19 protein-coding genes are annotated in these 22771 nt (G+C 37.6%); 17 read left to right on the forward strand and 2 right to left on the reverse strand.

What is annotated here, in order from left to right; all coding sequences use genetic code 11:
* The first annotated feature begins 258 nt into the window (after positions 1-258).
* Together M313_RS24195 and M313_RS24200 are read left to right on the forward strand one after the other, a co-directional pair.
* Positions 259-2238: a penicillin-binding transpeptidase domain-containing protein gene (locus tag M313_RS24195; protein ID WP_010199547.1), complete on the forward strand. Its 1980-nt coding sequence runs from the start codon at positions 259-261 to the stop codon at positions 2236-2238.
* 18 nt (positions 2239-2256) lie between these two features.
* On the forward strand, positions 2257-2535 hold the full coding sequence (locus M313_RS24200; RefSeq protein ID WP_010199550.1) for a DUF1871 family protein: 279 nt from the start codon (positions 2257-2259) through the stop codon (positions 2533-2535).
* A 43-nt stretch (positions 2536-2578) separates the two neighbouring features.
* Here the strand turns inward: M313_RS24200 and M313_RS0120155 are convergent, their stop codons facing one another.
* Positions 2579-3109 (reverse strand): YceI family protein, encoded by a 531-nt coding sequence (locus tag M313_RS0120155; protein ID WP_010199551.1) that lies wholly within the window; start codon positions 3107-3109, stop codon positions 2579-2581.
* Positions 3110-3421: 312 nt separating this feature from the next.
* Here M313_RS0120155 and M313_RS0120160 point away from each other — a divergent pair, with 312 nt between their 5' ends.
* From M313_RS0120160 to M313_RS27135, 3 genes are all read left to right on the forward strand, one after another.
* Positions 3422-6010 (forward strand): DEAD/DEAH box helicase, encoded by a 2589-nt coding sequence (locus M313_RS0120160; RefSeq protein ID WP_010199553.1) that lies wholly within the window; start codon positions 3422-3424, stop codon positions 6008-6010.
* Between the two features lie 116 nt (positions 6011-6126).
* Positions 6127-6975: a hypothetical protein gene (locus M313_RS0120165; protein WP_010199555.1), complete on the forward strand. Its 849-nt coding sequence runs from the start codon at positions 6127-6129 to the stop codon at positions 6973-6975.
* Between the two features lie 237 nt (positions 6976-7212).
* A complete protein-coding gene (locus M313_RS27135) occupies positions 7213-7611 on the forward strand; it encodes a DUF8426 domain-containing protein (protein WP_010199559.1) in 399 nt (132 codons plus the stop codon).
* A gap of 37 nt (positions 7612-7648) precedes the next feature.
* On the opposite strand, the gene M313_RS0120180 is transcribed toward M313_RS27135, so the two are convergent.
* Complete coding sequence (locus tag M313_RS0120180; RefSeq protein WP_010199563.1) at positions 7649-9256, reverse strand: GDSL-type esterase/lipase family protein; 1608 nt, start codon at positions 9254-9256, stop codon at positions 7649-7651.
* 266 nt (positions 9257-9522) lie between these two features.
* On the opposite strand from M313_RS0120180, the gene M313_RS0120185 reads away from it, so the two are divergent.
* From M313_RS0120185 to M313_RS0120240, 12 genes are all read left to right on the forward strand, one after another.
* Positions 9523-11265 (forward strand): carbon starvation CstA family protein, encoded by a 1743-nt coding sequence (locus M313_RS0120185; protein ID WP_010199566.1) that lies wholly within the window; start codon positions 9523-9525, stop codon positions 11263-11265.
* A gap of 68 nt (positions 11266-11333) precedes the next feature.
* Positions 11334-11597 carry a cory-CC-star protein gene (locus tag M313_RS0120190; protein ID WP_010199567.1) on the forward strand — a complete coding sequence of 88 codons (264 nt, stop codon included), beginning with the start codon at positions 11334-11336 and terminating at the stop codon, positions 11595-11597.
* Between the two features lie 11 nt (positions 11598-11608).
* Positions 11609-12553: an ArsA family ATPase gene (locus M313_RS0120195; RefSeq protein ID WP_010199568.1), complete on the forward strand. Its 945-nt coding sequence runs from the start codon at positions 11609-11611 to the stop codon at positions 12551-12553.
* Between the two features lie 96 nt (positions 12554-12649).
* Positions 12650-13561 carry a CBASS cGAMP-activated phospholipase gene (locus M313_RS0120200; RefSeq protein WP_010199569.1) on the forward strand — a complete coding sequence of 304 codons (912 nt, stop codon included), beginning with the start codon at positions 12650-12652 and terminating at the stop codon, positions 13559-13561.
* 66 nt (positions 13562-13627) lie between these two features.
* Entirely contained in the window at positions 13628-14446 is an 819-nt protein-coding gene (gene speD, locus M313_RS0120205; RefSeq protein WP_010199570.1) for an adenosylmethionine decarboxylase, read from the forward strand.
* Positions 14447-14564: 118 nt separating this feature from the next.
* Entirely contained in the window at positions 14565-14999 is a 435-nt protein-coding gene (locus M313_RS0120210) for a YrvL family regulatory protein (RefSeq protein WP_010199571.1), read from the forward strand.
* A 109-nt stretch (positions 15000-15108) separates the two neighbouring features.
* On the forward strand, positions 15109-16611 hold the full coding sequence (locus M313_RS24205; protein WP_010199573.1) for an AraC family transcriptional regulator: 1503 nt from the start codon (positions 15109-15111) through the stop codon (positions 16609-16611).
* A 163-nt stretch (positions 16612-16774) separates the two neighbouring features.
* On the forward strand, positions 16775-18589 hold the full coding sequence (locus M313_RS0120220) for an IucA/IucC family protein (RefSeq protein ID WP_010199575.1): 1815 nt from the start codon (positions 16775-16777) through the stop codon (positions 18587-18589).
* Entirely contained in the window at positions 18567-20282 is a 1716-nt protein-coding gene (locus M313_RS0120225) for an IucA/IucC family protein (RefSeq protein ID WP_010199577.1), read from the forward strand. Before M313_RS0120220 ends, M313_RS0120225 begins: the two co-directional genes overlap by 23 nt.
* Positions 20282-21523 carry an AMP-binding protein gene (locus M313_RS0120230; protein WP_010199579.1) on the forward strand — a complete coding sequence of 414 codons (1242 nt, stop codon included), beginning with the start codon at positions 20282-20284 and terminating at the stop codon, positions 21521-21523. The genes M313_RS0120225 and M313_RS0120230 overlap by 1 nt, the downstream gene beginning before the upstream one ends.
* On the forward strand, positions 21517-21798 hold the full coding sequence (asbD, locus tag M313_RS0120235) for a petrobactin biosynthesis protein AsbD (protein WP_010199581.1): 282 nt from the start codon (positions 21517-21519) through the stop codon (positions 21796-21798). Before M313_RS0120230 ends, asbD begins: the two co-directional genes overlap by 7 nt.
* On the forward strand, positions 21795-22766 hold the full coding sequence (locus tag M313_RS0120240) for a DUF6005 family protein (RefSeq protein ID WP_010199583.1): 972 nt from the start codon (positions 21795-21797) through the stop codon (positions 22764-22766). Before asbD ends, M313_RS0120240 begins: the two co-directional genes overlap by 4 nt.
* Positions 22767-22771: the final 5 nt, after the last annotated feature.

Raw genomic sequence — 22771 nt, forward strand, 5'->3', positions numbered from 1 at the left:
GAATGAAGACCTCTTTTTACTAGAATCATTGAAGCAGAGGGCTTCATACCGCTTATGAGGACTTCTCTTAGCCAAAAATTGCATCACTGGTGTCTTCATACCGCTTATGAGGGCCCCTCTCTACCAGAAACTGTTTCCCTGAGGTCTTCATGAAAGCTTAGCTGGATATTCCAAGAAACGATTGAATCATTTTCCTTTAATCAATTTGGAAATTCATGTATCCTTAAAACTAAGAGACAAGAGAGGATGGGGGCTTCAATGAAAAAGATATTATTTATGATAATCATGTTGTTTATACTAGCCGGGTGTACAAAAGAACCCGTCAATCCCTATGAAGTATTAAACGACTACATAACCACGTGGGAGGAACAAGATTTCTCAAGTATGTATGAGGAATATCTCCAGTCGGAATCAAAAGAAAACGTTCCACAGCAACTTTTTGAAGAAAAATACAAAGAGGTTTATGACCTTTTTGAAATGGAAAATTTAAAAATAGAAGTGTTAGATCAAGAAGTTGAGTGGGAAGAACATGAAACCGTCACCATTCCAGGGAAAATCACCTATGACACTTTTGCAAGAAAAATAGATTACGAAGTGAATTTTGTCATGAATAAAGTGTTAGATGAAGAAGAAAATGAACAATGGTATATACAGTGGGAGCCAAGTTTTATTTTTCCAGAATATGATTTGACAGATGAGTTTGTGATAGATTACACCGAAGCTACTCGAGGTGAAATCTTAGACAGCAAGGGGAACAAGCTTGCTGCTAATGAGGAAGTGATGAATCTGCAAATTGTTCCTGGTAAGTTTAATGAAGAAAGAGATTTGGCAAAGCTTGCTGATATGATCGATATGTCAGAAGAAGAAATTACAAGCCTTTATACATTAAGCTGGGCACAGCCTGATTATGCCATGCCTATTAAAGACTTCCGAGAAAACGACAGAGATTTGGTTTTAGAACTAATAGAAATTGAAGGAGTTACAAATGGAAGATCAATTGAACGCGTTTATCCATTCGCAGAAGCAACAGCTCATTTAGTAGGCTATATAGATGAGGTTACCGCACAGGATTTAGAAGACTTTCAAGGGTATGAACAAGGTGATAGATTAGGTGTCACCGGAATTGAAGGGTTGTATGAAAAAGAACTAAAAGGAAAGAAAGGCTTAGAAGTAACACAAGTAAAAGAAGACGGCACGGAAAAAACAATAGCTAGAACAGAGCCAGAACGTGGCAAAGACATTACATTGACAATTGATGCGAACATACAACAGAAATTGTATGATGTCATGAAAGATGATGCCGGGCAAGCAGCTACGATTGACCCAAGTACCGGAAAGGTATTAAGTCTTGTGAGTACGCCAGCATATGACCCGAATACTGTAACTATGGGAACATCAATGAGCAAGAAAAAGAGGCTGGATGAATTAAAGGAAGCAGGGATAAACGCAAGTGAAAATCGCTTTCGTAGTACGTATTCCCCAGGTTCCACCATGAAACTCCTAACTTCCATTATCGGTCTCGAAAGCGGAAAACTTGACCCGAACCACCAATATGATATTCCTGACAAGCAATGGGATATCGGGGGCAGTAAAGTAACAAGGGTCTATGAAGACGATAAAAAAGTAGATTTAGTGAGTGGATTGAACAATTCAGACAATATTTATTTTGCTAAAGCTGCGATTGACATTGGAATAGAGGAATTTGAGGAAGGTTTAGCGAAATTAGGTATTGGAGAAGAACTTCCTTTCTCTTATCCACCAGTAAGTGATTCTCAAATTTCCAACTCCGGATCCCTCGACAATGAGGTCCTATTGGCCCACACCGCTTATGGACAAGGTGAAATCTTATTGAACATCGTACACCTAGCAAGCATTTATGGTGGAGTAGTAAATGACGGATCAATGATGAAGCCATTACTGCTGGAAGAAGAAACTTCTGAAGTATGGAAGGATATTGTGTCACTTGAGAATGCAAAACTCCTTCAGAACAATCTAAGAAAGACTGTTACAGAAGGGAAATCCAGTGTGGCAAATGTTCCAGGCCGTGAGATTGCAGGAAAGACCGGTACAGCTGAGATTAAGAAAGAGGAACGATTAGAAAATGGATTATGGGTCTCTTACGATCAGAAGGACCCGACATTATTGACTGCCATGTTGATTGAGGATGTAATTGACAGAGGTGGAAGCAGATACACAATAGAATTGACGAACAAATTTTATGAGGCTCTTTCAAACTAACTAGGGCAGGTGTTATAGATGGAAAGTTTTATTGGTGTATCTAGGAAGAAAAAACAAGAAATCGTCACCAAAAATATCAATGAGTGGGATCCGATGGACCTCCTTGCAATGGGAGCAGGGGAAGATAGGTACCGGTTAGAAATTGATAAAATTGTAGATGCGCTTGTTGAAATTGACTCGGTCGATAAATTAGGGGTGTATATTAAACAGACTATGGACGCTTCTTTTTCCACCGATTTACCTTCTATAACTTGCTTGCAAGTAGCGGTTTTAATCTGGGAAGAAATACAAGAATAAACAAAAAGGGAATTGCCATTATGAAGCAATTCCCTTTTTATATTTATCCCTTAGCTGCTTGTAATTGTAATGCTATCTTGATTTGATCCCCAACAAGTACACCACCGGCTTCTAGTGGAGCATTCCACGTTAAACCATAGTCACTGCGCTTAAGTTTTCCCTCGACTGCAAAGCCTGCTTTTTCATTTCCCCAAGGATCTTGACCAGTTCCTTCGAATACTACAGAGAAAGTTTCAGGTTTTGTCGTACCACGAAGAGTAAGGTCTCCTGTTACGTTGTATTCATTATCGTCTGTTTTTTCAATGGAAGTTGCTTTAAAAGTCATTTTCGGATGGTTATCCACATCAAAGAAATCTGCAGAGCGAAGGTGAGCATCGCGATCACTGCTACGTGTATCAATACTTGCCACATCTACTGTAAACTCGATATCAGCCGTTGTTAAATCTGTAGGATCCGCAACAATTGTTGCATCATATTCTTGAAATCCGCCTTTAACTGTCGCAAACATCATGTGCTTCACCGAAAAGTCCACTGTACTGTGTGATTTGTCAACATTCCATACTGTTTTAGCCATAATAAAATTCCTCCTAAATTCCCTTTTAATAAAGTATCTTTAATTCAAGATTTATAACTTCAAGATAAATTATATGCTCGTGGTATAAAATTGTCAACAACTATTTTTTCCTATAATTTACTCTGTTTTAAAAATATGAGATGTAACTGGTGACAAGGGAATATTCTTATGATATGTTGCAGGAAACATTAGATTTTTGTTTAAAACCAATGAATTATCAAAAGATATATAAAACCATAAGACTAGAGCTTTTAGACATGGATTAAGCCAAACATCTAAAGTCTCTAAACATACACTAAAGGAGACTTCATCATGGATAAATTAAACATCATACATTCTACATCGTTAGATCGAACAAAATATAAGATTGAAGAAGATATTCAACAATATTTTGAAACGAAAGAAGATCTGCCAACGTTCGCGGAATATATAGAAGATCGTAGGCACTACGTTGAACAGATTTGGTACAATATATGGCTAAATCAAGTAACAAATGACATCGCCAGAAAAGAGAAAAAACAGATTCTTAGTGCACGCGGGTTCGAAGTAGAAGGGGTAGACAAGAAAATTATTAACCAACTGTTCAAAAATGAAATGAGGGAATATCAATCCTTTAATGCATTAGAGTGGTTGCAAAATTCTCCTTTTACGGACCAATCCGTTTGGGAAGAACACTACCTTCAAGCCCGCCAAAATCTTCAAAAAAGAATGGAAGAAAAACGTATACAACTTCGCATAGATGATGTTACAGCTACGGTTGATCAGGCTGCTCATAAGATAGTAGAAGAAAATCAAGCGAATTACTTCTTATATGTCAGACACTTTGTTGCCAAGAAGGTAAGAGAGGATTTACAGAATAACCCGAAGTTTGAGGAAACAGAATCCAACAGAAGAGGAGATGTGTTAAAAGAGTCTGGCCCTATGGATGCATCTGACTATCACACTTTGAAAGATTTTTTCGGTGAGCTGACAGGAGCTGTTCATCAGAGCTTTGATTATTATGAGGAATACTTAGAATATGAGACATATTATTTTTTCTATGAAAAAAGGATTACGGATTATCTGTTCGGTTTTCTCCCCGGACTAATAATAAATGAGCTTCCGAATGAAATTTTAACAGACTACGAAACCGTGACTACGGAAGAATTTACAGTATCTAAACTTAGAAAGTTACTTGCTAACTCTTTTTACTTACTGGTCAATGATTTTATCGAACAACTACAAGATGAGTTTGTTACGGATTTGCTTGATCTTGCAGAACAACCTTTCAACTTAGAAATTCATGAGCAGTATTTGCAAAGAGATATCAAAGATCGGAATCAAAAAGAAGAGGAGATTTTGGCAGAGATCCGCCGAAAGCAAGAAGAAGAGGAGAGGATGTTAGAAGATATTTTCGGAAGGGAGTATATCCCTTCGAACGGTAGAAGCACAAGGTATGTCATACATATTGGGGAAACAAACACAGGAAAGACATTCCAGGCTTTGCAAAGAATGAAAGAAGCAAAAAGCGGATTATATCTTGCTCCACTGCGACTATTGGCGTTGGAGGTCTACGACACATTAAATTCTGATGGAGTACCATGCTCACTAAAAACAGGAGAAGAAGAGAAACTGTCTCCAGGTGCAAGCCATTTCTCTAGTACGGTCGAAATGTTTTATGAAAAAGATCATTATGAAGTTATCGTGATTGATGAGGCACAAATGATAGCAGATAAAGACCGCGGTTTCTCATGGTATAAAGCCATTACAAAGGCTAACGCGGATGAAGTACACATTGTCGGAAGCTTTAGTATGAGAGAAATGGTATTGCAACTTTTAGGAAATGCGGCAATTGAAATTAACGAGTATACAAGGGATACACCTCTTCAAGTTGAAGATCGGCCATTCACACTTAGGGATACAAAAAGAGGGGATGCCCTTGTCTGTTTTTCTCGTAAGCGGGTTTTAGAAACGGCATCGATTCTCCAGAACAACGGGCATCAAGTCAGCATGATATATGGAAGTATGCCTCCTGAAACAAGAAAAAAGCAGATGCAGCGTTTTATAGATGGAGAAACAACGGTAATTGTTGCAACAGATGCTATCGGAATGGGCTTAAATTTGCCAATTAGAAGGGTAGTCTTCTTACAAAATGAAAAATTTGATGGTACGCGCCGCAGACGTCTGACCTCGCAAGAAGTAAAGCAAATTGCTGGTCGAGCAGGCCGTAAAGGAATGTATGATGTGGGTAAGGTTGCTTTTACAGGAGACATTAAAGCAATGGAAAAGCTTTTAGGTGGGAAAGATCGTCAAGTTCACACTTTTGCAATTGCTCCAACCAGTTCTATATTGGAGAGATTTCAAAAGTATTCCAACAAGCTGGGTCATTTCTTTGAGCTTTGGGAAAAGTTTGAAAGTCCTGCAGGTACAGAGAAAGCCTCCCTTAGCGAGGAACAAATTTTGTACGAAACAATTGAAGACACGATGATTGAAGCTAGGCTGACAGTTAATGATTTGTATGGCTTTTTACATCTCCCGTTTTCTACAAAAGAGCAGACCCTTATAAATCAATGGAAAAAAACGATGGAAGCGATTGTAACAAGGGAAGAATTGCCGGAACCGTTCATGAATAAAGATAGCCTGGAGTATGTGGAGTTATCCTATAAATCCATTGGTCTTCACTTGCTGTTTTTATACAGATTGGACAGAAGGACGGAAGCAACATATTGGGAAAGAGTAAGAGAGTCATTTAGTGATGAAGTGCATGAGCGATTGCAAACAGATGTAAAAATGCGAACGAAGCAGTGCAGCAAATGCGGAAAGAGATTGGACCCAGATTTCAAGTATGCAGTATGTGATGCTTGTCACTTTTCCAAACTGCGGAAAAAACACAAAAACTTTACAATAAAGCGTCCATTTTAGGCGTGCAAGCTACATTTTTTAAGAGGTGCGAACGGCAGCGCCTCTTTTCTTTGAATGTTTTAGAAAAAAAATAATACAGTATACAAAAGAGTTTTTGCGGGAGAGAGGTGTTTATCGTGTCCACTTGGATTCTACGTGGTGAATCAAAAAACATCCAAACAAACACCATTTCTTATCAATTAGATATGTATGAACTATTTTATATAAATGAAATGCAGCCAGGAGACAAAGTTTATTATTGTGATTATACTGATATAATTTGCATTTGCAAGGTAAATACGATTACCATGTACAATCAAATTGTTATTACATTAGATGTAATAGAGCAGGGAGAGCCCTTGCCATTAAAGTTTGTAAGAAAGCTTTGGGGTTTAAAAAATCTGGATATTTTTAAAATAGAGGATATTAAGGTACTAGCACTTGAAAAAGATGAGGATGACATTTTACATTCTTATTGGAAAGTGCCTGGATCAGTGGAAGGTTTGGTGAAATACGATTACTTGGATATACATTTGTTTTTGTACAGTCGCGTTGCAGAGGTTTGGATAGGCGACACTGAAAAACAACTTACGAAATATCAGTTCTTCCAAGCATTTAGAAAAGAAGAAAATTTATCGATTATGAACTGGGAGGATTTCCAAAAACTTAGAGAGCAGTCGTCTTTTTTACAAACAACTCTGCCAGTGGAAAGTTTCTTTACTGAGCAAAAAGCACCGATTGAACGCTACAGACAATTTTTTATAGATCTTCTTTTTGGTGACGATAGTATTGATAAACGTTTAGACAGCTTCTACAAAGACCCTATACGTAGGTTAATCGGTTTTGGTCAGAAAGAAATCGGTGAATTGGTTCATTACCTTTTCCCAAACTTCTTTTGTCGATTTACCAATAAAGAAATTATGGCTGCTGAAAGATTGTTTAAAGAAGCATCCAACTTTAAAAAATACATATACTATTGGCTCTAAAATCTACCATTATCAAAAACTAATTCACGAAAGTTATTTATTAAATAAGTATTTAAATATTGTAGGTAGAAAGACAGAGCTGCCAATATATTATGAGATCAACTGTTTCTTGCAATATATTTACGATACACACTCTGAAAATGAAAATGATGGAAAAGAAGTAGCTTTCGAAGAGAAAGAAAAAAAGAATTATTGGATTTACACTACTCAAACTGGAATTGATGCCAATTCTTTTTTTTGAAGAAGGGATGCTTACTTTTTAATCATGGGAAGCTTGGAAATATCAGGAACTATTCATCTCGAAAAGAAATATGGAATAATTACCGGCAGATTTATAGTGCAAAAAAAGTACCTTATGTAGAGACCTCTTCTTTATATCAATTTTGTCATGAGATGGAAGAGGGCGATTATGTTTTTGTAAAAAATGATAAAGAGCAAATCATTGGATTGGGCAAAGTGTGCTCACCTTACATGTTCCCAAAATTCCCTAATTCTCCATCATTCAGAAAAATAGAGTGGATTCGAACTGGAATCTGGAATGTTAAGGGGATGCTATTTTCTAAAAAGCCCCTTGTTAACATTACAGCTAACCAAAACTCATTATCATACCTACTGGATATAATCCTTGAAAAATAATAAAGCACCCCACTAATTTCCAGTGAGGTGCTTCTTGCTATTGAACTCTAGTTTTTCTTTTGTAAATCTTTACAGTCGCCATGTAACCAAGTCCCAAAAACAACAATCCCGCTCCCCAAACCAAATAGTTATAAGCACTTGTAGCCGTATTCGGAAGTTTGTTTCCACTCTTAGCTACTTGCTTCTTTTCTACCGGTTGTTTTGTTTCATCTTTCTTTACTGGTGGAGGAGGAGTATTATCTTCCTCTTCTGTAGGTGGTTCTTCTTCTGCAGGCGGTTCTTCTACCGGAGGTTCAACAGGCTGAAAAACATTTGTGACTTCAATAGTTTTCAGAACTCTCGCCATTCCATCTTGACTAAATACTGCAAGAACAGTATATTTTCCATTTTCAGTCACTTCAAAACTTGTACCTTGTAAAAAATTCACGTTTTCTACGTCCAAGAAGTCTAAGTCGATTTTTTCACCTTTCATCCACATCAAGCTGATAGGCGTTTGGTCTTTTGTATCAATTGAGATGGTAACAGGTCCATCCGTATCTTCGCTTGGAGAGATTGATAAATCTAGTTCATATGTGGGGTTCTCCATTGGTGGAACAATATTGGAAACTTCAATCGTTTGAATAGCTCTATCCATTCCATCTTCGCTAAAAACAGCTAGCACTGTGTATTTACCATTTTCATTTACTTCAAAGCTATTACCTTCCAAGAAGTTTACATTTTCCAAACTTATAAAATCTAACTCTGTTTTTTCTCCTGCCATCCACATAATTTTAAGAGGGGTATGACCCTTTGTATTAACATGAACTGTGACAGGTCCTTCTGTCTCAACATTCGGTGTTATGGTCAAATCAAGCTCATATTCAGGCTCTGGTTCCACTGGTGGATACATTTCTAACAGCAAGCTATTAGCCAACATTGCCAATGATTGATGCCCAATAATAGTTGGATGAACATCAGGAAAACCATAGACAAGTTCTACCTGATTACCGTCGAAGGCTGAATAGGCATCAAGAACAAATGTATTCGAATAAGATGATGCAACTAAAGGAAATCCCTTGTTGACATCTTCTAAAATCATTTCACCGACTTGGTGCAGAGTTTTTACGGGTTCTGCCTCAAGACTTGGGAAAGGATTATAAATGTTATATAGCAATATAGGGGCATCCGGGTTTATCTCCCGAATGGTATGCAATATAACCGCCAAGTTTTCTCCAGCCTTTAAAGCAGCAACGGCAACTTCTTTTTCTAATGTTTCATAATCGATTTCTTTTCCTGCTTGAATCGCAGCAGCAATCTCAGCGATTTTCGCTGCCTGCAGTAGATCATTGTTTCCGGTGTTTATTGTAATAACATCAGCATTTTGTAGTGCTTGTACTGTTTCGGGATCTGTTGTGACTTGTGCCAGTAATTGAGTAGAAGTTTGTCCAGGTGTACTTTTATTAATAACAGTTGTATCTCCATCTAGAATTAGATTAGGAAATGCTTGACTACGGTCTGGAAGATTTGTACCATATGGAATCGAATCTCCCAATGCTACAAGTGTTGGTTCTGTTTCTTTAATTTCTTCTGCAAAAACATAGTTGGAGGCAAAAAGGTTAAAAACGAGCAACACAGCAAACAACAATGACAGGTGCTTACACTTCAACAAAAAATCCCCCTTGAATGGTTATGTATTCACATAATTTTACATGAATCTTCCACATTATAAGTCTATGTGTCGGAATTTTCAATAAAAATTAGTGCTTACGACATACTTAGTTAATATCCGACAAGCTCCTACTTTCCACCTATTTTATGACCTGATAATAAAAGTAGCATGTATTTAGTATGAATTTTCTGAATTCTATATTGACAACGATTTCACTCATTAGTAATCTTTTCTTGTATACATAGAAAGAGGGAGGAATTAGGGTGAATTCTGTTTGGTTGGCAATCATCGGTTTTATCGTATTTGCACTGGGATATCGATATTATTCTAAATTCATCGCAGAAAAGATTTACCGCCTGGATCCTGATTATGTAACACCTGCCCATAAGTATAATGACGGGGTAGATTTTGTACCAACGAAAAAGGTAGTTTTATGGGGACATCATTTCTCCTCTGTTGCTGGAGCTTCACCAATTTTAGGTCCTGCAATCGCGTTGTATTGGGGCTGGGGACCCGCATTTCTTTGGGTCATACTTGGGACTGTCTTTGCAGCCGGAGTTCATGATTTTGGTACATTGGTTCTTTCAGTCCGAAATAAAGGTCAATCTATTGGTACGTTAACAGACCGCTTGATCGGTAAACGTGCGAAAATGCTATTTTTATTTATCATATTAATTTTAGTTCTCATGGTAAATGCCGTGTTTGCATGGGTTATCTCAAACCTGTTCATTCAATTTCCGGCAGCAGTTATACCAATCTTTATTGAAATTCCGATAGCTATTTGGATTGGATATGCAGTTTACAAAAGAAAGGCCAAAATGCTGGTTCCCTCTTTGATTGCACTTGCCGTCATGTACGGTTCGGCAGTTTTGACAAGCAAGCTTCCATTCCTACAGATTGATTTGGTCCGCTACTTTGGTGGAGCGGATAACACGGTACTGTTCGGATTGGATGGAGTCTCCATGTCATTCTTCGTCTGGATTGTAATCCTTTTAGTTTTTTGTTATTTTGCTTCCACGTTACCTGTCTGGAAGCTTTTGCAACCACGAGATTATATTAACTCGCATCAATTAGTCGTTGGTTTAATAATGCTCTATGCAGGATTATTAGTTCTTAGACCTGAACTTACAGCACCAATGACAAATGAAGTAAGTGATGTTTCTTGGTTTCCGTTGCTATTCATCACTATTGCTTGTGGTGCCATTTCTGGATTCCACGGGTTGGTTGCTTCCGGTACAACCTCTAAACAATTGGATAAAGAAACAGATGCGCGCTTTGTTGGTTACTTGGGCTCGGTAGGAGAAGGAATACTTGCATTGATTTCCATTATCGCTGTTGCGACATTGTTTGCCAATGCTGGTGACTTCAGGGCTGCGTATTCCGACTTTGGTACAGCAAGTCTCGGGGGAATGTCCAACTTCATTAACGGCGCGGCCCAACTTGCTACAGGTATTGCAATACCTGCAGACATTGCCAGAACCATTGTAACCGTTATTGTTGTAAGCTTTGCTGCAACTAGCTTGGACACATCCTTGCGTCTTATGCGATACATCATTTCGGAAATTGGCAGTGAATATAACTTTAAGCCGTTAACAAACATGCATGTCGCAACTTCTGTTGCAGTGGTTTCAAGTGCTGCATTGGTGTTGATTCCTAAAGGACCAAATGGGTTTGGCTCAGGAGGTTACTTGCTCTGGCCGCTGTTTGGTACAAGTAATCAGCTCTTGGCTGGGGTCAGTCTACTTCTGATATCTGTATGGTTAAAAAAGCAGGGAAGGAACTTCTTCTATACATTTGTACCAATGATTTTCATTTTCTCAATGACCCTATATGCAATGTTTGTTCAAGTCGTATTTCAATGGTCAGGTCTGGGTGAAACAGATGCAAACATGTTACTTTTCATTTTAGGTGGGATTATCTTTGTGTTCGCTTTTTGGATCATCTTAGAGGCGTTCAGAGTATTCTTTAAAACTGACAAGACTCCTCCAATAGATCCGTCCATGTAACATTTAGGGAGAGGATGAAACATGATGCTCATCCTCTTCTTTCATAAAGAGCAGAAGGGGGCTTACAAATGGATATTTTGGAAAAATTCAAGAAAATCATTACTGTTTATGATGAAATACTTCAGCAACCTCATAGAACGGAAATCGCAAGGGAGTTGAGGGAGGAAGAGGACCTGTTCACTTTATTATGTTTTTCTGAAATGCTCGGTCTTCCTAATCCTGCGTTTTACTATACTTTGGAGTTATATCCATTTGTCATTGAGAGATTTCATGATTGGCACCTGCGGATGGGGATGGAAAAATCACCACTAAACGGCATACGCTGCTGTTAGGAGGAAGAAGAATGAGTAGGCTTTTCAATCATAAAATTATGTTTATTGGTGGTAAAGGGGGAGTTGGAAAATCAACCACTGCTTCTGCGGTTGCACAACTTTTATCGGAAGAAAGTAAAAAGGTGTTATTGGTATCGACAGATCCAGCCCATAATATCGGAGACATCTTTCATGTAAAACCGAAAGATAAAGTATTGTCGATCAACACATACCTGCATCTTCTAGAAATTAACCCTCAATCAGAATCAAAAAGGTATATCGAGGAGGTTAAAAATAACCTCAAGGGGTTAGTAAAGGCAACCATGGTGGAAGAAGTACATAGGCAGATTGATCTTGCAAGCGCATCACCAGGAGCAGATGAGGCAGCCCTATTCGATAAAATCACTTCATTAGTACTGGAAGAATACGATTCTTTCGATCATATCATTTTTGACACAGCACCAACCGGCCACACCATTCGTCTGTTAACATTGCCTGAACTGATGAACGTCTGGATCAGTGGACTGTTGGAAAAGAGAAAAAAGGTTCGGCAAAACTATAGCCAGCTATTAAACGATGGAGAGCCAGTGGAAGACCCGATATTTGATAAATTACAGGCTAGAAAACAAAAATTCGTAAAGGTAAGGGATATTCTCCTTGATCAGAATAGGACAGGTTATTCATTTGTCCTTAATGCCGAGAGACTCCCTATACTTGAAACCAAAAAAGCGATAGAAATGCTGGAAAAGCAAAACATGAACGTTTCCACTGTTTTTGTAAATAAGGTTATCCCCGATTATGCAGATGGAGTCTTTATGGAAAATCGAAGACAAAATGAAAGAAGATATATACAGCAGGTTCATGAAATTTTCCACAAGCAAGAAATAATTAAAATTCCATTGTTTGAGCATGATATTTCTAATATGGAACATTTAAGGGAGTATGCGGGTACCTTAACAAAAATCACCTCTCACTGAAAAACTCTTAAGAAAGGGACAAATTCCTCCTTTTCTTAGGAGTTTTTTCTTGTTTGAAGGAAAGCATAATAGGAAATGAGTACGGGAGATATGTAAATGAAAATGTTGTGTCTTGATGGGGGAGGAATCCGGGGAGTATTTGCCGTTTCTATTCTTCAGGAAATCGAGAAAGAATACAACCGGCCAATAGCCGACTTGGTAGACCTAGTCGCAGGGACTAGTACAGGTTCTATCATCGCTTCTTCCGTTTCCATCAAAAAGCCAATGAAAGAAGTTTTATCAGGTTATCAGAAATATGGAAAACAGATATTTACTCGTCAGGCAAAAGTGGGACTTTTCAAAAGCATCTATAGTGACCGTCAGCTTAGACGTTTTATTATGCAAGCGTTTGGAAAACGCAAATTAAAGGATATCACAAGTCCACTGTTGATTCCTGCAGTTAACCTTACCCATGGCAGGCCATTTGTACATCGTTCCAATTATGGGAACAAGGCGGCAAAAGATATGACCATTCACTTATGGGATGCCGTGCTATCCTCATGTTCTGCACCTGTTTATTTCCCCCCCAACAATATCGGCAATGACTATCTATCCATTGACGGAGGACTTTGGGCAAACAATCCATCACTAGTTTGTATTACCGAAGGGTTGGAATATTTTAAATTGAAACTGGAAGATATTGAAATTCTGTCTATCGGAACTGGACTTCAAAAAATTGATTTTACCATCCAAAAGAATAAATATTGGGGGGTAAAACAGTGGTTACCGTTTCAATTCCCTTCTATGAAAGTTACACCAAAATTATTAGACCTTGCTTTGCAATTATCATCTGAATCTGTGTCCTATCAATGCAGTCATTTATTAGGAAGTAATTACATCCGTCTCAATAAGGAATTAGGCGAGGAAGTACCATTTGATGATGTAACCTATATGGACGAGCTGATCCAATTAGGTCAATCTGTTTATCGTGAACAGAAAAAAGTGATATGCGAATTCTTGAGTTCGTAAATAGTTTTTTTCTATAGCAGAAGGGGTACTATAACAATAGAAAATAAATAAAGGGGGAATTTTGATTTGACTTCAGAAAAAAGAATCACACTGCATGAATTTAATAATTTGACCAAATCTCTGAGTTTTAATATGTATGACATTTGTTATACAAAGACAAAAGAGGAAAGGGAATCTTATATTGATTATATAGATGAACAATATAATGCAGATCGTTTAACTAAAATCTTAAAAAACGTGGCTGACCTGATCGGTGCACATGTACTAAATGTGGCAAAACAGGACTATGTACCTCAAGGGGCTAGTGTAACAGTGCTTGTTTCTGAAGGACCAGTAGTAGAAGTACCGACCGAATCTTATGAAGAGTCTCCTGGACCACTACCAGATTCGGTAGTATGCCAGCTTGATAAAAGCCATATTACGGTACATACGTATCCGGAATATCACCCAGTAGAAGGCATCAGTACTTTTCGGGCCGATATTGATGTATCCACTTGCGGGGAGATTTCCCCATTGAAAGCATTAAACTATCTGATACACTCTTTTGAAACAGATATTATGACGATGGATTACCGTGTTCGAGGATTTACTAGAGATATTAATGGAAACAAGCTGTTCATTGATCATGACATAAACTCTATCCAAAATTACATACCAAATGACGTAAAAAGCCTTTATGATATGATTGATGTAAATATCTATCAAGAAAACATTTTTCACACAAAGTGTCGCCTAAAAGAGTTTGACTTAAACAATTATCTGTTCGGTTATTCTAAAGACAAACTGTCAGATGAGGAAAGATATGAAATTACAAACAAGCTGACAAATGAAATGGACGAAATATTTTATGGAAAAAACATCAATTTTGGACACCGGGAAGATTAATTGAAGAATTTCCATAAGAAAAGCGATGAGTCAAATGACTTATTGCTTTTTTTGTTGGAATGAATTCCCCCATAGTAGAATAACACCTATTAATAGGGTTAAAAAGGGGGAGAGCATTATGGGACATGATCATGATCCAAATTTAAGTGGTTCCGATAAATTGATTTTAGCGATTTCTATGACACTTCTTTTTGCACTTGCTCTGCTATTTGTGGGAGGAGCCTTTTTGTTTGGTTTTGCCGGTCTTTTTCAACTGTTCAGTGTTAAATATGACACAAAAAGTTCGTTGATTTACTATATCGTTTTACTGATTCCATTGACCTTGCTTTTTGAAATAGCCACCATGACATTCTTAATTAGAGTTCTGCCTAGACTAAGAAGAAGGTGGACCATTATTATTTCAAAAATAGGGATTACCTTCCTTTTTATATGGATTCCTTTATATCTGACTGATCAATGGATAAAGGGGATCACCGTTCCACTGAATACAGAATTGGTTGCAGCTAGTTTGTTGCTTGTTTTAGATAGTTTGGTCGAAAAAAAGCATCTTTAAGAGTGGACCTAGAACATAAGAACCAAAACCTCATTACTCTATTGCAACTGATAATCATTATCATGTATAATGATAGAATCCTAGAGAATAAAAGTAAGGGGAAATCGTAATGAACAGAATTACTCATCACCTACTAGAGGAAGGAGAAGAGCTATGCGCACCTCCTTCCATTATTTATGTGGCGGCAAATTCAGCTGCCGTTAAAAATAATGAATTGTCTAATGTAGAGACACTATCCGAGGGTAAAGCTTATTGGATGAAAAACGGTTCTATCTTGTCGCCTGCAAACCAATATTTAAAAATATATATGATAGAAATAGCTGATATGAAACCAGAAGAAATACGCTTCACCGCTACGGAACCTTGTAAAATAAGTCCTATTTTAGATGAGCTTATAATCCTTCAAAATAGCAAATCGTTTTTGGACCGTTGCAATTTTCAAGCAAAGCTTTGGAAATTGATTGGTAGCATGACAGAAGTGCAACCTTTAGACGATATAGATCAAACCATAAACTATATCAAAAATAATTCTCATAGACATTTTACTGTTCAAGACCTTGCTGCCAAAGCTAGAATGACACCGGTTTCTTTTGCGAGAGCTTTCAAAAAGAAAACAGGCATTCCACCAAAAGAATATGTACTTGATACAAAATTGAAAAAAGCTAAGGAACTTATAGTCCAAAATAAAGGTATTAATATAAAAGATGTTGCGCTTCAGATAGGTATTCAGGACGAATTTTACTTTAGTCGATTATTTAAAAAACGTGAAGGGTTATCACCAACTGTATACATAAAAAAGATTCAAAATAGAGTCGCGGTGGTCAGTCAATTATTTTTACAAGATCACTTGCTGTCATTAGGTATTCAACCAGTAGCAGCTCCCGTTTATCCAAGCATTTTCCCAAAGACAAACGGAGTTCCTTCCTATCTCGAAAAACCTTTAGAAGGTACATTCCTTTTGAATGCGGAAAAAACTTTTAATTCCAAAGATATTATGACAGTCGATCCTGATTGTATCATTAAGACCTCTCTTCACCATGGGGAGCAACAGACTCTTACATGGATGAAGAATAAGGAAGTTCATTCCATAGATTTTCAGAATACATGGGATGATTATTTAGATCAAATGGCTCATTTTTTTGGTAAAGAAGAAGCGGCAGCTACTATCAAGAAAGATATGGGTCAATTAGAGAAACGAGCAAAAGAGATATTAAAAGGGGTGGCCAGAAGCGGGGAGTGGGCAGTTGTTTGGGTAAGAAATGAGGAAATTAGACTTTACGGGGCCTCCAATCATGCATGCATGGAACTTTTGTTTCAGACACTAGAATTTAAACCACATCAAGATTTGCCTAAAAGTGGGTATATCTCTATTACAGTTAATGAATTATTGGAACTTAATCCAGATAAGATTCTATTTTTATGGAGCACTAAGGCTGCAGTGGACAGAGTGGCAAAGCATCCTGAATGGAATCAACTTAAAGCAGTTGAAAATAAAGACATCTATATACCAAGCAGTCAGGAATGGGATCCATGGGGACCATTGGGAAGAAAACATATGATAGATGGTTTAGTTAGGTATTTTAATTTGGACAAAACTCTGCTTTATATTTAAAATGTACATTTTGTCTATGCCGAAAGTTAAATTTGTGCATGGATACTTTAATTGATAATGGTTATCATTGAGAATGAATTTCATTGAGAGATTCATTCTTTTTTTATTCATCAATGATAATCATTATCACCAAACTAGCAGACCAAGTAGAAAGGGTGGCATTATGCAACAATCAGCTAAAAAAATTGCAGAAAACGCCTCCTACCAAGCCTTTATGAATTGTTATATTCGAGAGGTTGGAGAGGGGAATTGGCTAAAGAAGAATGATTTGCTTAAGCTGTTTAAACTACCCTACATATTTAATGGTGAGGAAGCATTAGAACTGATACTTCCTTTACAACATATTCGATTGATTATTGAAGTAAACTATCGATCTTTAGTAGGAAAACATAAACTGGGTAGAGTCTATAAATTTCATGATAAGGAATTAATGTGGATAGAAGAAGAGCCCTTAAACTGCATGATCACCTGCATTCAAGAGCTGAACCTTCAAGCAAAAAACAAAAATTGTACGGAGATGGCCTCTCACTATGATGAACTTATTCTACGGTTGATTGATAGCTATCATACGATTTGTACATATTTAGAAAAAACAATATTAAAAACAAGTGAAAAAAAAGTAGAAGAATACAGTTTTTTAGAATCGGAGCAGTCACTCATATTTGGGCATTGGTTGCATCCTACCCCGAAAAGTAGACAAGGAATGGCCACATGGCAGCATGATCTTTACGCTCCCGAACTGAAAGGTTCTTTTCAGCTACACTATTTTGAAGTAGATAAATCGATTCTGAAAAAAAGGTTCTTTACTGAGGAGGATTCCTTTTTAGTTGAGGATGAGATTCTCAACATTACCAAAGATGGTAGCTATCTGTTCCCTATGCATCCATTACAGTCCCAATGGCTTCTGCAACAGGAATATGTACAGAAAGCAATGGAGGATAACTTAATAAAATATATAGGGCCTATGGGGAAAGCTTTTAGTGCCACCTCTTCCATTAGAACGGTTTATAACAAAGAGGATAAATGGATGTACAAGTTCTCCATCCCTGTAAAAGTGACTAATTCTATGAGAGTAAACAAAGTGCATGAATTAGAAGCTGGAGTTGTGATGGCGGAACTGTTCAACAAAATTGACTTTTTGCAGAAGTATAAATCATTCAGCGTGTTGAACGATCCGGTTTCCTTGTCACTTAACCTTCCTGGGAAAATGGAAAATGGCTTTGAAGTCATTATGCGATCGAATCCTTTTCAAAAAGGTGAGGGGAGAGGTGTTCATTCGATTGCAGCATTGGTCCAAGATCCATTACCAGGAGAAAAATCATTACTTGAAAAATTAATACAAAATATTTCTAGTGAATATCTGTTAAGCCCCGAAGATGCAAGCTTTCAATGGTTTCAAAAATATTGGGACTGTTCGGTAGAGCCAATGCTTGCACTTTATGATGAATATGGATTGGCATTAGAAGCACACCAGCAAAACAGTTTGGTGGATGTATCAAACAGTTTTCCAACTCAATATTACTTTAGAGATAATCAGGGCTATTATCTATCAAATTCGAAGAGAGATGAGCTTGAAAAGTTGGTTGTCAACTTGAAGAACGCACCTGAATTATTTTATAACGAAGAAATAATCCAACATCGGTTTACTTATTATCTATTCATTAACCATATTTTCTCCATCATTTATAGAATGGGAGAGGACGGCTTGATTGCTGAGGATAAGTTAGTCCATTGGATGATCAGTGAGTTAAAAAAAATTGAAAAGAGATTATCTGGGGAAGGAAAACGATTTGTTGAATTTATTTTAAACAACAAGGTATTGCCTTGCAAAGCTAACCTTATGACTCGTTTTCATGATGTGGATGAACTACTGACTAATTTGGAACAGGCAGTCTATACTTCCATACCAAATCCATTTCACCTAATGCTATCCATGAATAAAAAGGAGAAACATTATGCAACAGCAAGTAGTGTCTAAAACGGAAAATAGAGTAATCAAACAGTTGCTAGAGGCAATTATGTTTGAAAAGTTGCTTCCTTTCGAGATAAATAACGAGAGGTCCAAAACCCATATCACCATATTTGCTAATAATCTTAGCATACACTCGGAAGCGAAACGCTCCTCTTTTGGAAGAATCCGCCTGAAAGAAAGCACGATGGAAATTACGGATACACAAGGCCGCCCAATATCTGAACCGTTAAGGGAAATCGTATTACAGCTAACAAATAACAAAAAAATGCAAGATAGCTTGATGGAGGAGTTACACCAAACCATTTTGCTTGGTGACTGGAATGAGAAAAATCTTGAGCATCCATATAGGAGAGGCCTTTCCTATGAAGAAATGGAATCAGCCATAATGGAAGGTCATCCGTACCACCCTTGCTTTAAGGCGCGAACTGGTTTTAGCCTATCCGATCATGAAATGTATGGACCAGAAGCGCGACAATCCTTCCAGTTGTGGTGGGTTGCCGTAAAAAGAGACTATGTAAAAGCCTCCTTTCCACATGCAGAAGAGACATTCCTACAAGATGAATTAGGCGTAAAAACCTATTCGTTACTCCTTGAGCGTCTAAATATGGCGGGAGGTACAACCAAGGATTACTCCCTGTTTCCTGTTCATCCTTGGCAATGGAAGAACAAGATTCAACACGAGCTAAAGTGTCTCAGTCCGGACAGTATGATCCCACTTGGATATGCCGGAGACTTTTTCCGGGCTACCCAATCTGTTAGAACACTGTGGAATGAAACCCATCCCAAAAAGGCACATATAAAATTACCCTTAAACATGGTGAACACTTCGTCTTTAAGACTGATAGAACCACACTCTGTATGTACCGCTCCCACTCTATCAAACTGGTTGGAGAAATTGATAAAGTCTGATAGCTACCTAACGGAGAGCCTTAACATTCTGCCAGAATATGCAGGAATAGTGGGAATGGAGGATAACCCGAATCTATCCGGTCACCTAGCAGCTATTTGGAGGAAAAGTCCAAGTAGTTTCGTCAAGGAGGAGGAAAGGGCCATTCCCATGAATGCCATGTCCTTAATAGAACAAGATGGTGAACCATTTATAAAACCTTGGCTTGAGCGTCATGGAATCAAAGAATGGGTAACACAGTTCATTAAAGTTACGGTTGTCCCTGTATGGCATTTGCTTGTATCAGAAGGAGTGGCTCTTGAAGCCCATGCGCAAAATATGATACTTGTTCACGAAGATGGTTGGCCTAAAAAAATAATTTTAAGAGATTTCCATGAAAGCTTGGAATATGTGGAAGATTTTCTGAAACAGCCCAGTTTAGCTCCAAATTTTAAAAAGTTACATCCATGCTACCTAAATGCAGGGGACGATGAATTCTATTGGATGTCCTCTATAGAGGGTTTAAGGGAATTGATCATGGATACTTTATTTGTGTTTCATTTGAGTGAAGTTTCTTTCTTGCTAAGTGAACACATGAACTTTCCAGAAGAAGCTTTCTGGGAAGTGGTTAGAGAAACCATTTATCGCCATTTAGTTCTTTATCCTTCATTACATGAAAGAAACAAACTTTTAAAAGCAGAAAAGGAATGTATTTTTACTGAGTCTCTTTTTACAAGAAAAGTAGGAATAGATAAAAGAGAGTATCGTCATTCCGTTATCAACAGCTTATTTAAGGAAGGAGAGTTATATTAATGTTTTTCATAAACGATCAGTTCTATTCTAAGGGTGATTTGCATCAGCAATTTGAACGTTTTGACCAAATGAACGTCCTTCGTGATTGCAGGAAGAAGAGAATTGCCGTTTGCACAAATAATGTATTTGATGCATTGGCTCTCACTCTATATATAAAAGAAAATGGCGGGTCAGTTGTACCTATCCATGCTGCAACCCCAAGAGATGCAGCAATTCGTGTTGCTCATAAAAGCTCCAGTCATATTTTATTATTCGAAAATTTTAATTCTCCCATTTTAATGATAAATGACAGAGTAGAAAAACAAGGGGTGCTGGTCCAAATGAGCTCAGGCACAACGGGTGAACCAAAATGTTTGGAACGCTCTTGGGATGCCATTCAAGAAGAGATAGATAGCTATAATAAAAGTTTGCCTGTTGATAAAGGAACCGTACCGATTATTGCATGTCCGATTTCCCATTCATATGGACTTATAAGCGGGGTGCTTACTGCTTTAGAACGAGAAACAAACCCTATCATTCTTCATAATCTCAATCCAAAATATGTGTTAAAAAAATTAATGGAGACACCAAACCATCTCTTGTATGCTTCGCCAGCTTTTATAGATACGTTAACAAAGCTTTCACCACAAGACTTCTCCTTTCACAATGTCATGACATCAGGGATGTTGATGTCTGCAAAATGTCTGGAGGATCTAAAAAGCAAAACGAATAGAGTTTTGCAGCAGTATGGGTGTTCAGAAGCTGGTTGTATTGCGATTAACCCAGATGTCCAAGAACCTCATGAAATGGGATTTCCACTAGGACATTTTACTCTCAAAGCAGGACAAGATAAGAATGACCCTAAAGAAGTGATAGTACACGGAAAACGAAAAGTTATCCATACAAATGACATAGGATATATCAACGATTCAGGCTCCCTATGCCTCCTTGGTAGAAGAGATGACATGATTAACGTAGCAGGTCTCAATGTGTATCCACACGAGGTGGAAGAGGTAATGCTGAAGGCACCGAACATCCAAGAGGTGGTTGCCTATAAAAAACCAGACGCATTTGCAGGGGAGAGAGTATGTGTTCAATTTGTTGCTTCGTCATTTATGGAAGAGTCTAAGTTAAGGGATTGGTGCATAAAGCAGCTTGCCCCCCATCAAGTTCCGGTTGAATATACACAGGTTGAGAAAATTCCGACTCTCCCAAATGGAAAGATTAGTAGAAAGCTAGTAGGAGAGATGATGGGATGCTAAATCGAGAAGAGCTTTATCAGGCTGTGTACGATATATTGAAACATAAATTAAAAATACCAACATGGAACTCTTTCGAAGAGAACGCAAGATTGAATGAAGATTTGTATATGGATTCCATTATGATTTTACAACTTATTTTACATTTAGAGTTGGATTTGGGTCTAAATATCCCGGATGACATGCTTGTGCCAAAGGACTTCCATACTGTTGAAACATTATTGAACTTTTTGGAGGAGTTGTCCAAGAACTCTTATGAAAAGGAGAGACAGTTATGATTAAAGTCCATTGCTTCGTAAGTTGTGTATGTGAAGTAATTAAAAAAACAGATGGCGTGGACCATCGCCCTTTTTATTTTGGTGTATGGGATGCGGATTTCGACGTTTCACCAGACGGCATATTAAGCTACCATTCCGAAAATATCAATCACGACTTTTTTAAAACATGGTATGAGATGCTATATGGTATCAAGATACATCGTTGGTATGACGATAAAAAGTCAAAACTTACAAATGTCATGACTTTGCTTGAATTGATGAAAAATAAACCAAGTTACCGTTCCATTATGGTAATGCTTGATTTATCCATGCTTCCTGAACGTGAAAATAAGTTTCATCAAAACCCATTCCCACACTATGTCATGTTAGTGGAAACAGATGATCCAGATGAATGGTTTATGTTTGATCCCGATTTCAGGTGGGAAGGGAGATTACCAAAACAAAAGATACTAGATGCGATTATGGTTCCAGATGTAAAAGGCGGGTATTACTTTGATGCAGAACAGATAAATCCAACTAATACGGAAACCATTGAAGCTTATTTCCGGACATGTATGAAACATGATGAAAATCCCATGTCAGAGGCCATTCGTAAAATAGTAGATTTATTTTCAAGAGGTACCGAAAAGCATAGGCGATCTGAACTTTCAAATGCTTTAAAGCAGATACCAGTGTTGGCAATCAGAAAATATGCCTATGAACACGCCTTCGCTTTCTTCTGGGAGGCTGATGGTTACTCAGAGGAATGGTTTGAAGCATGGTGCGATGAAATTGAAAAGCTTGTTAAAGGGTTTACTGCCATACAATATCGGGCGATGAAATATGCAATGACAGCAGATGATAACGTATTAAAAGAAATTCATGAAAAAATAAATGAACAAGAGAAACTTGAATATTTTATCAAAAAAGGTCTAAATGAATGCTTTGAAGCCTGGGTGTCAAATAAACACACGGAAGTACTAGCTTGAAGGAG

The organism is Bacillus sp. m3-13 (assembly GCF_000175075.1).
In the GTDB taxonomy this organism is placed as follows: Bacteria; Bacillota; Bacilli; order Bacillales; family Bacillaceae_I; genus Sutcliffiella_A; species Sutcliffiella_A horikoshii_C.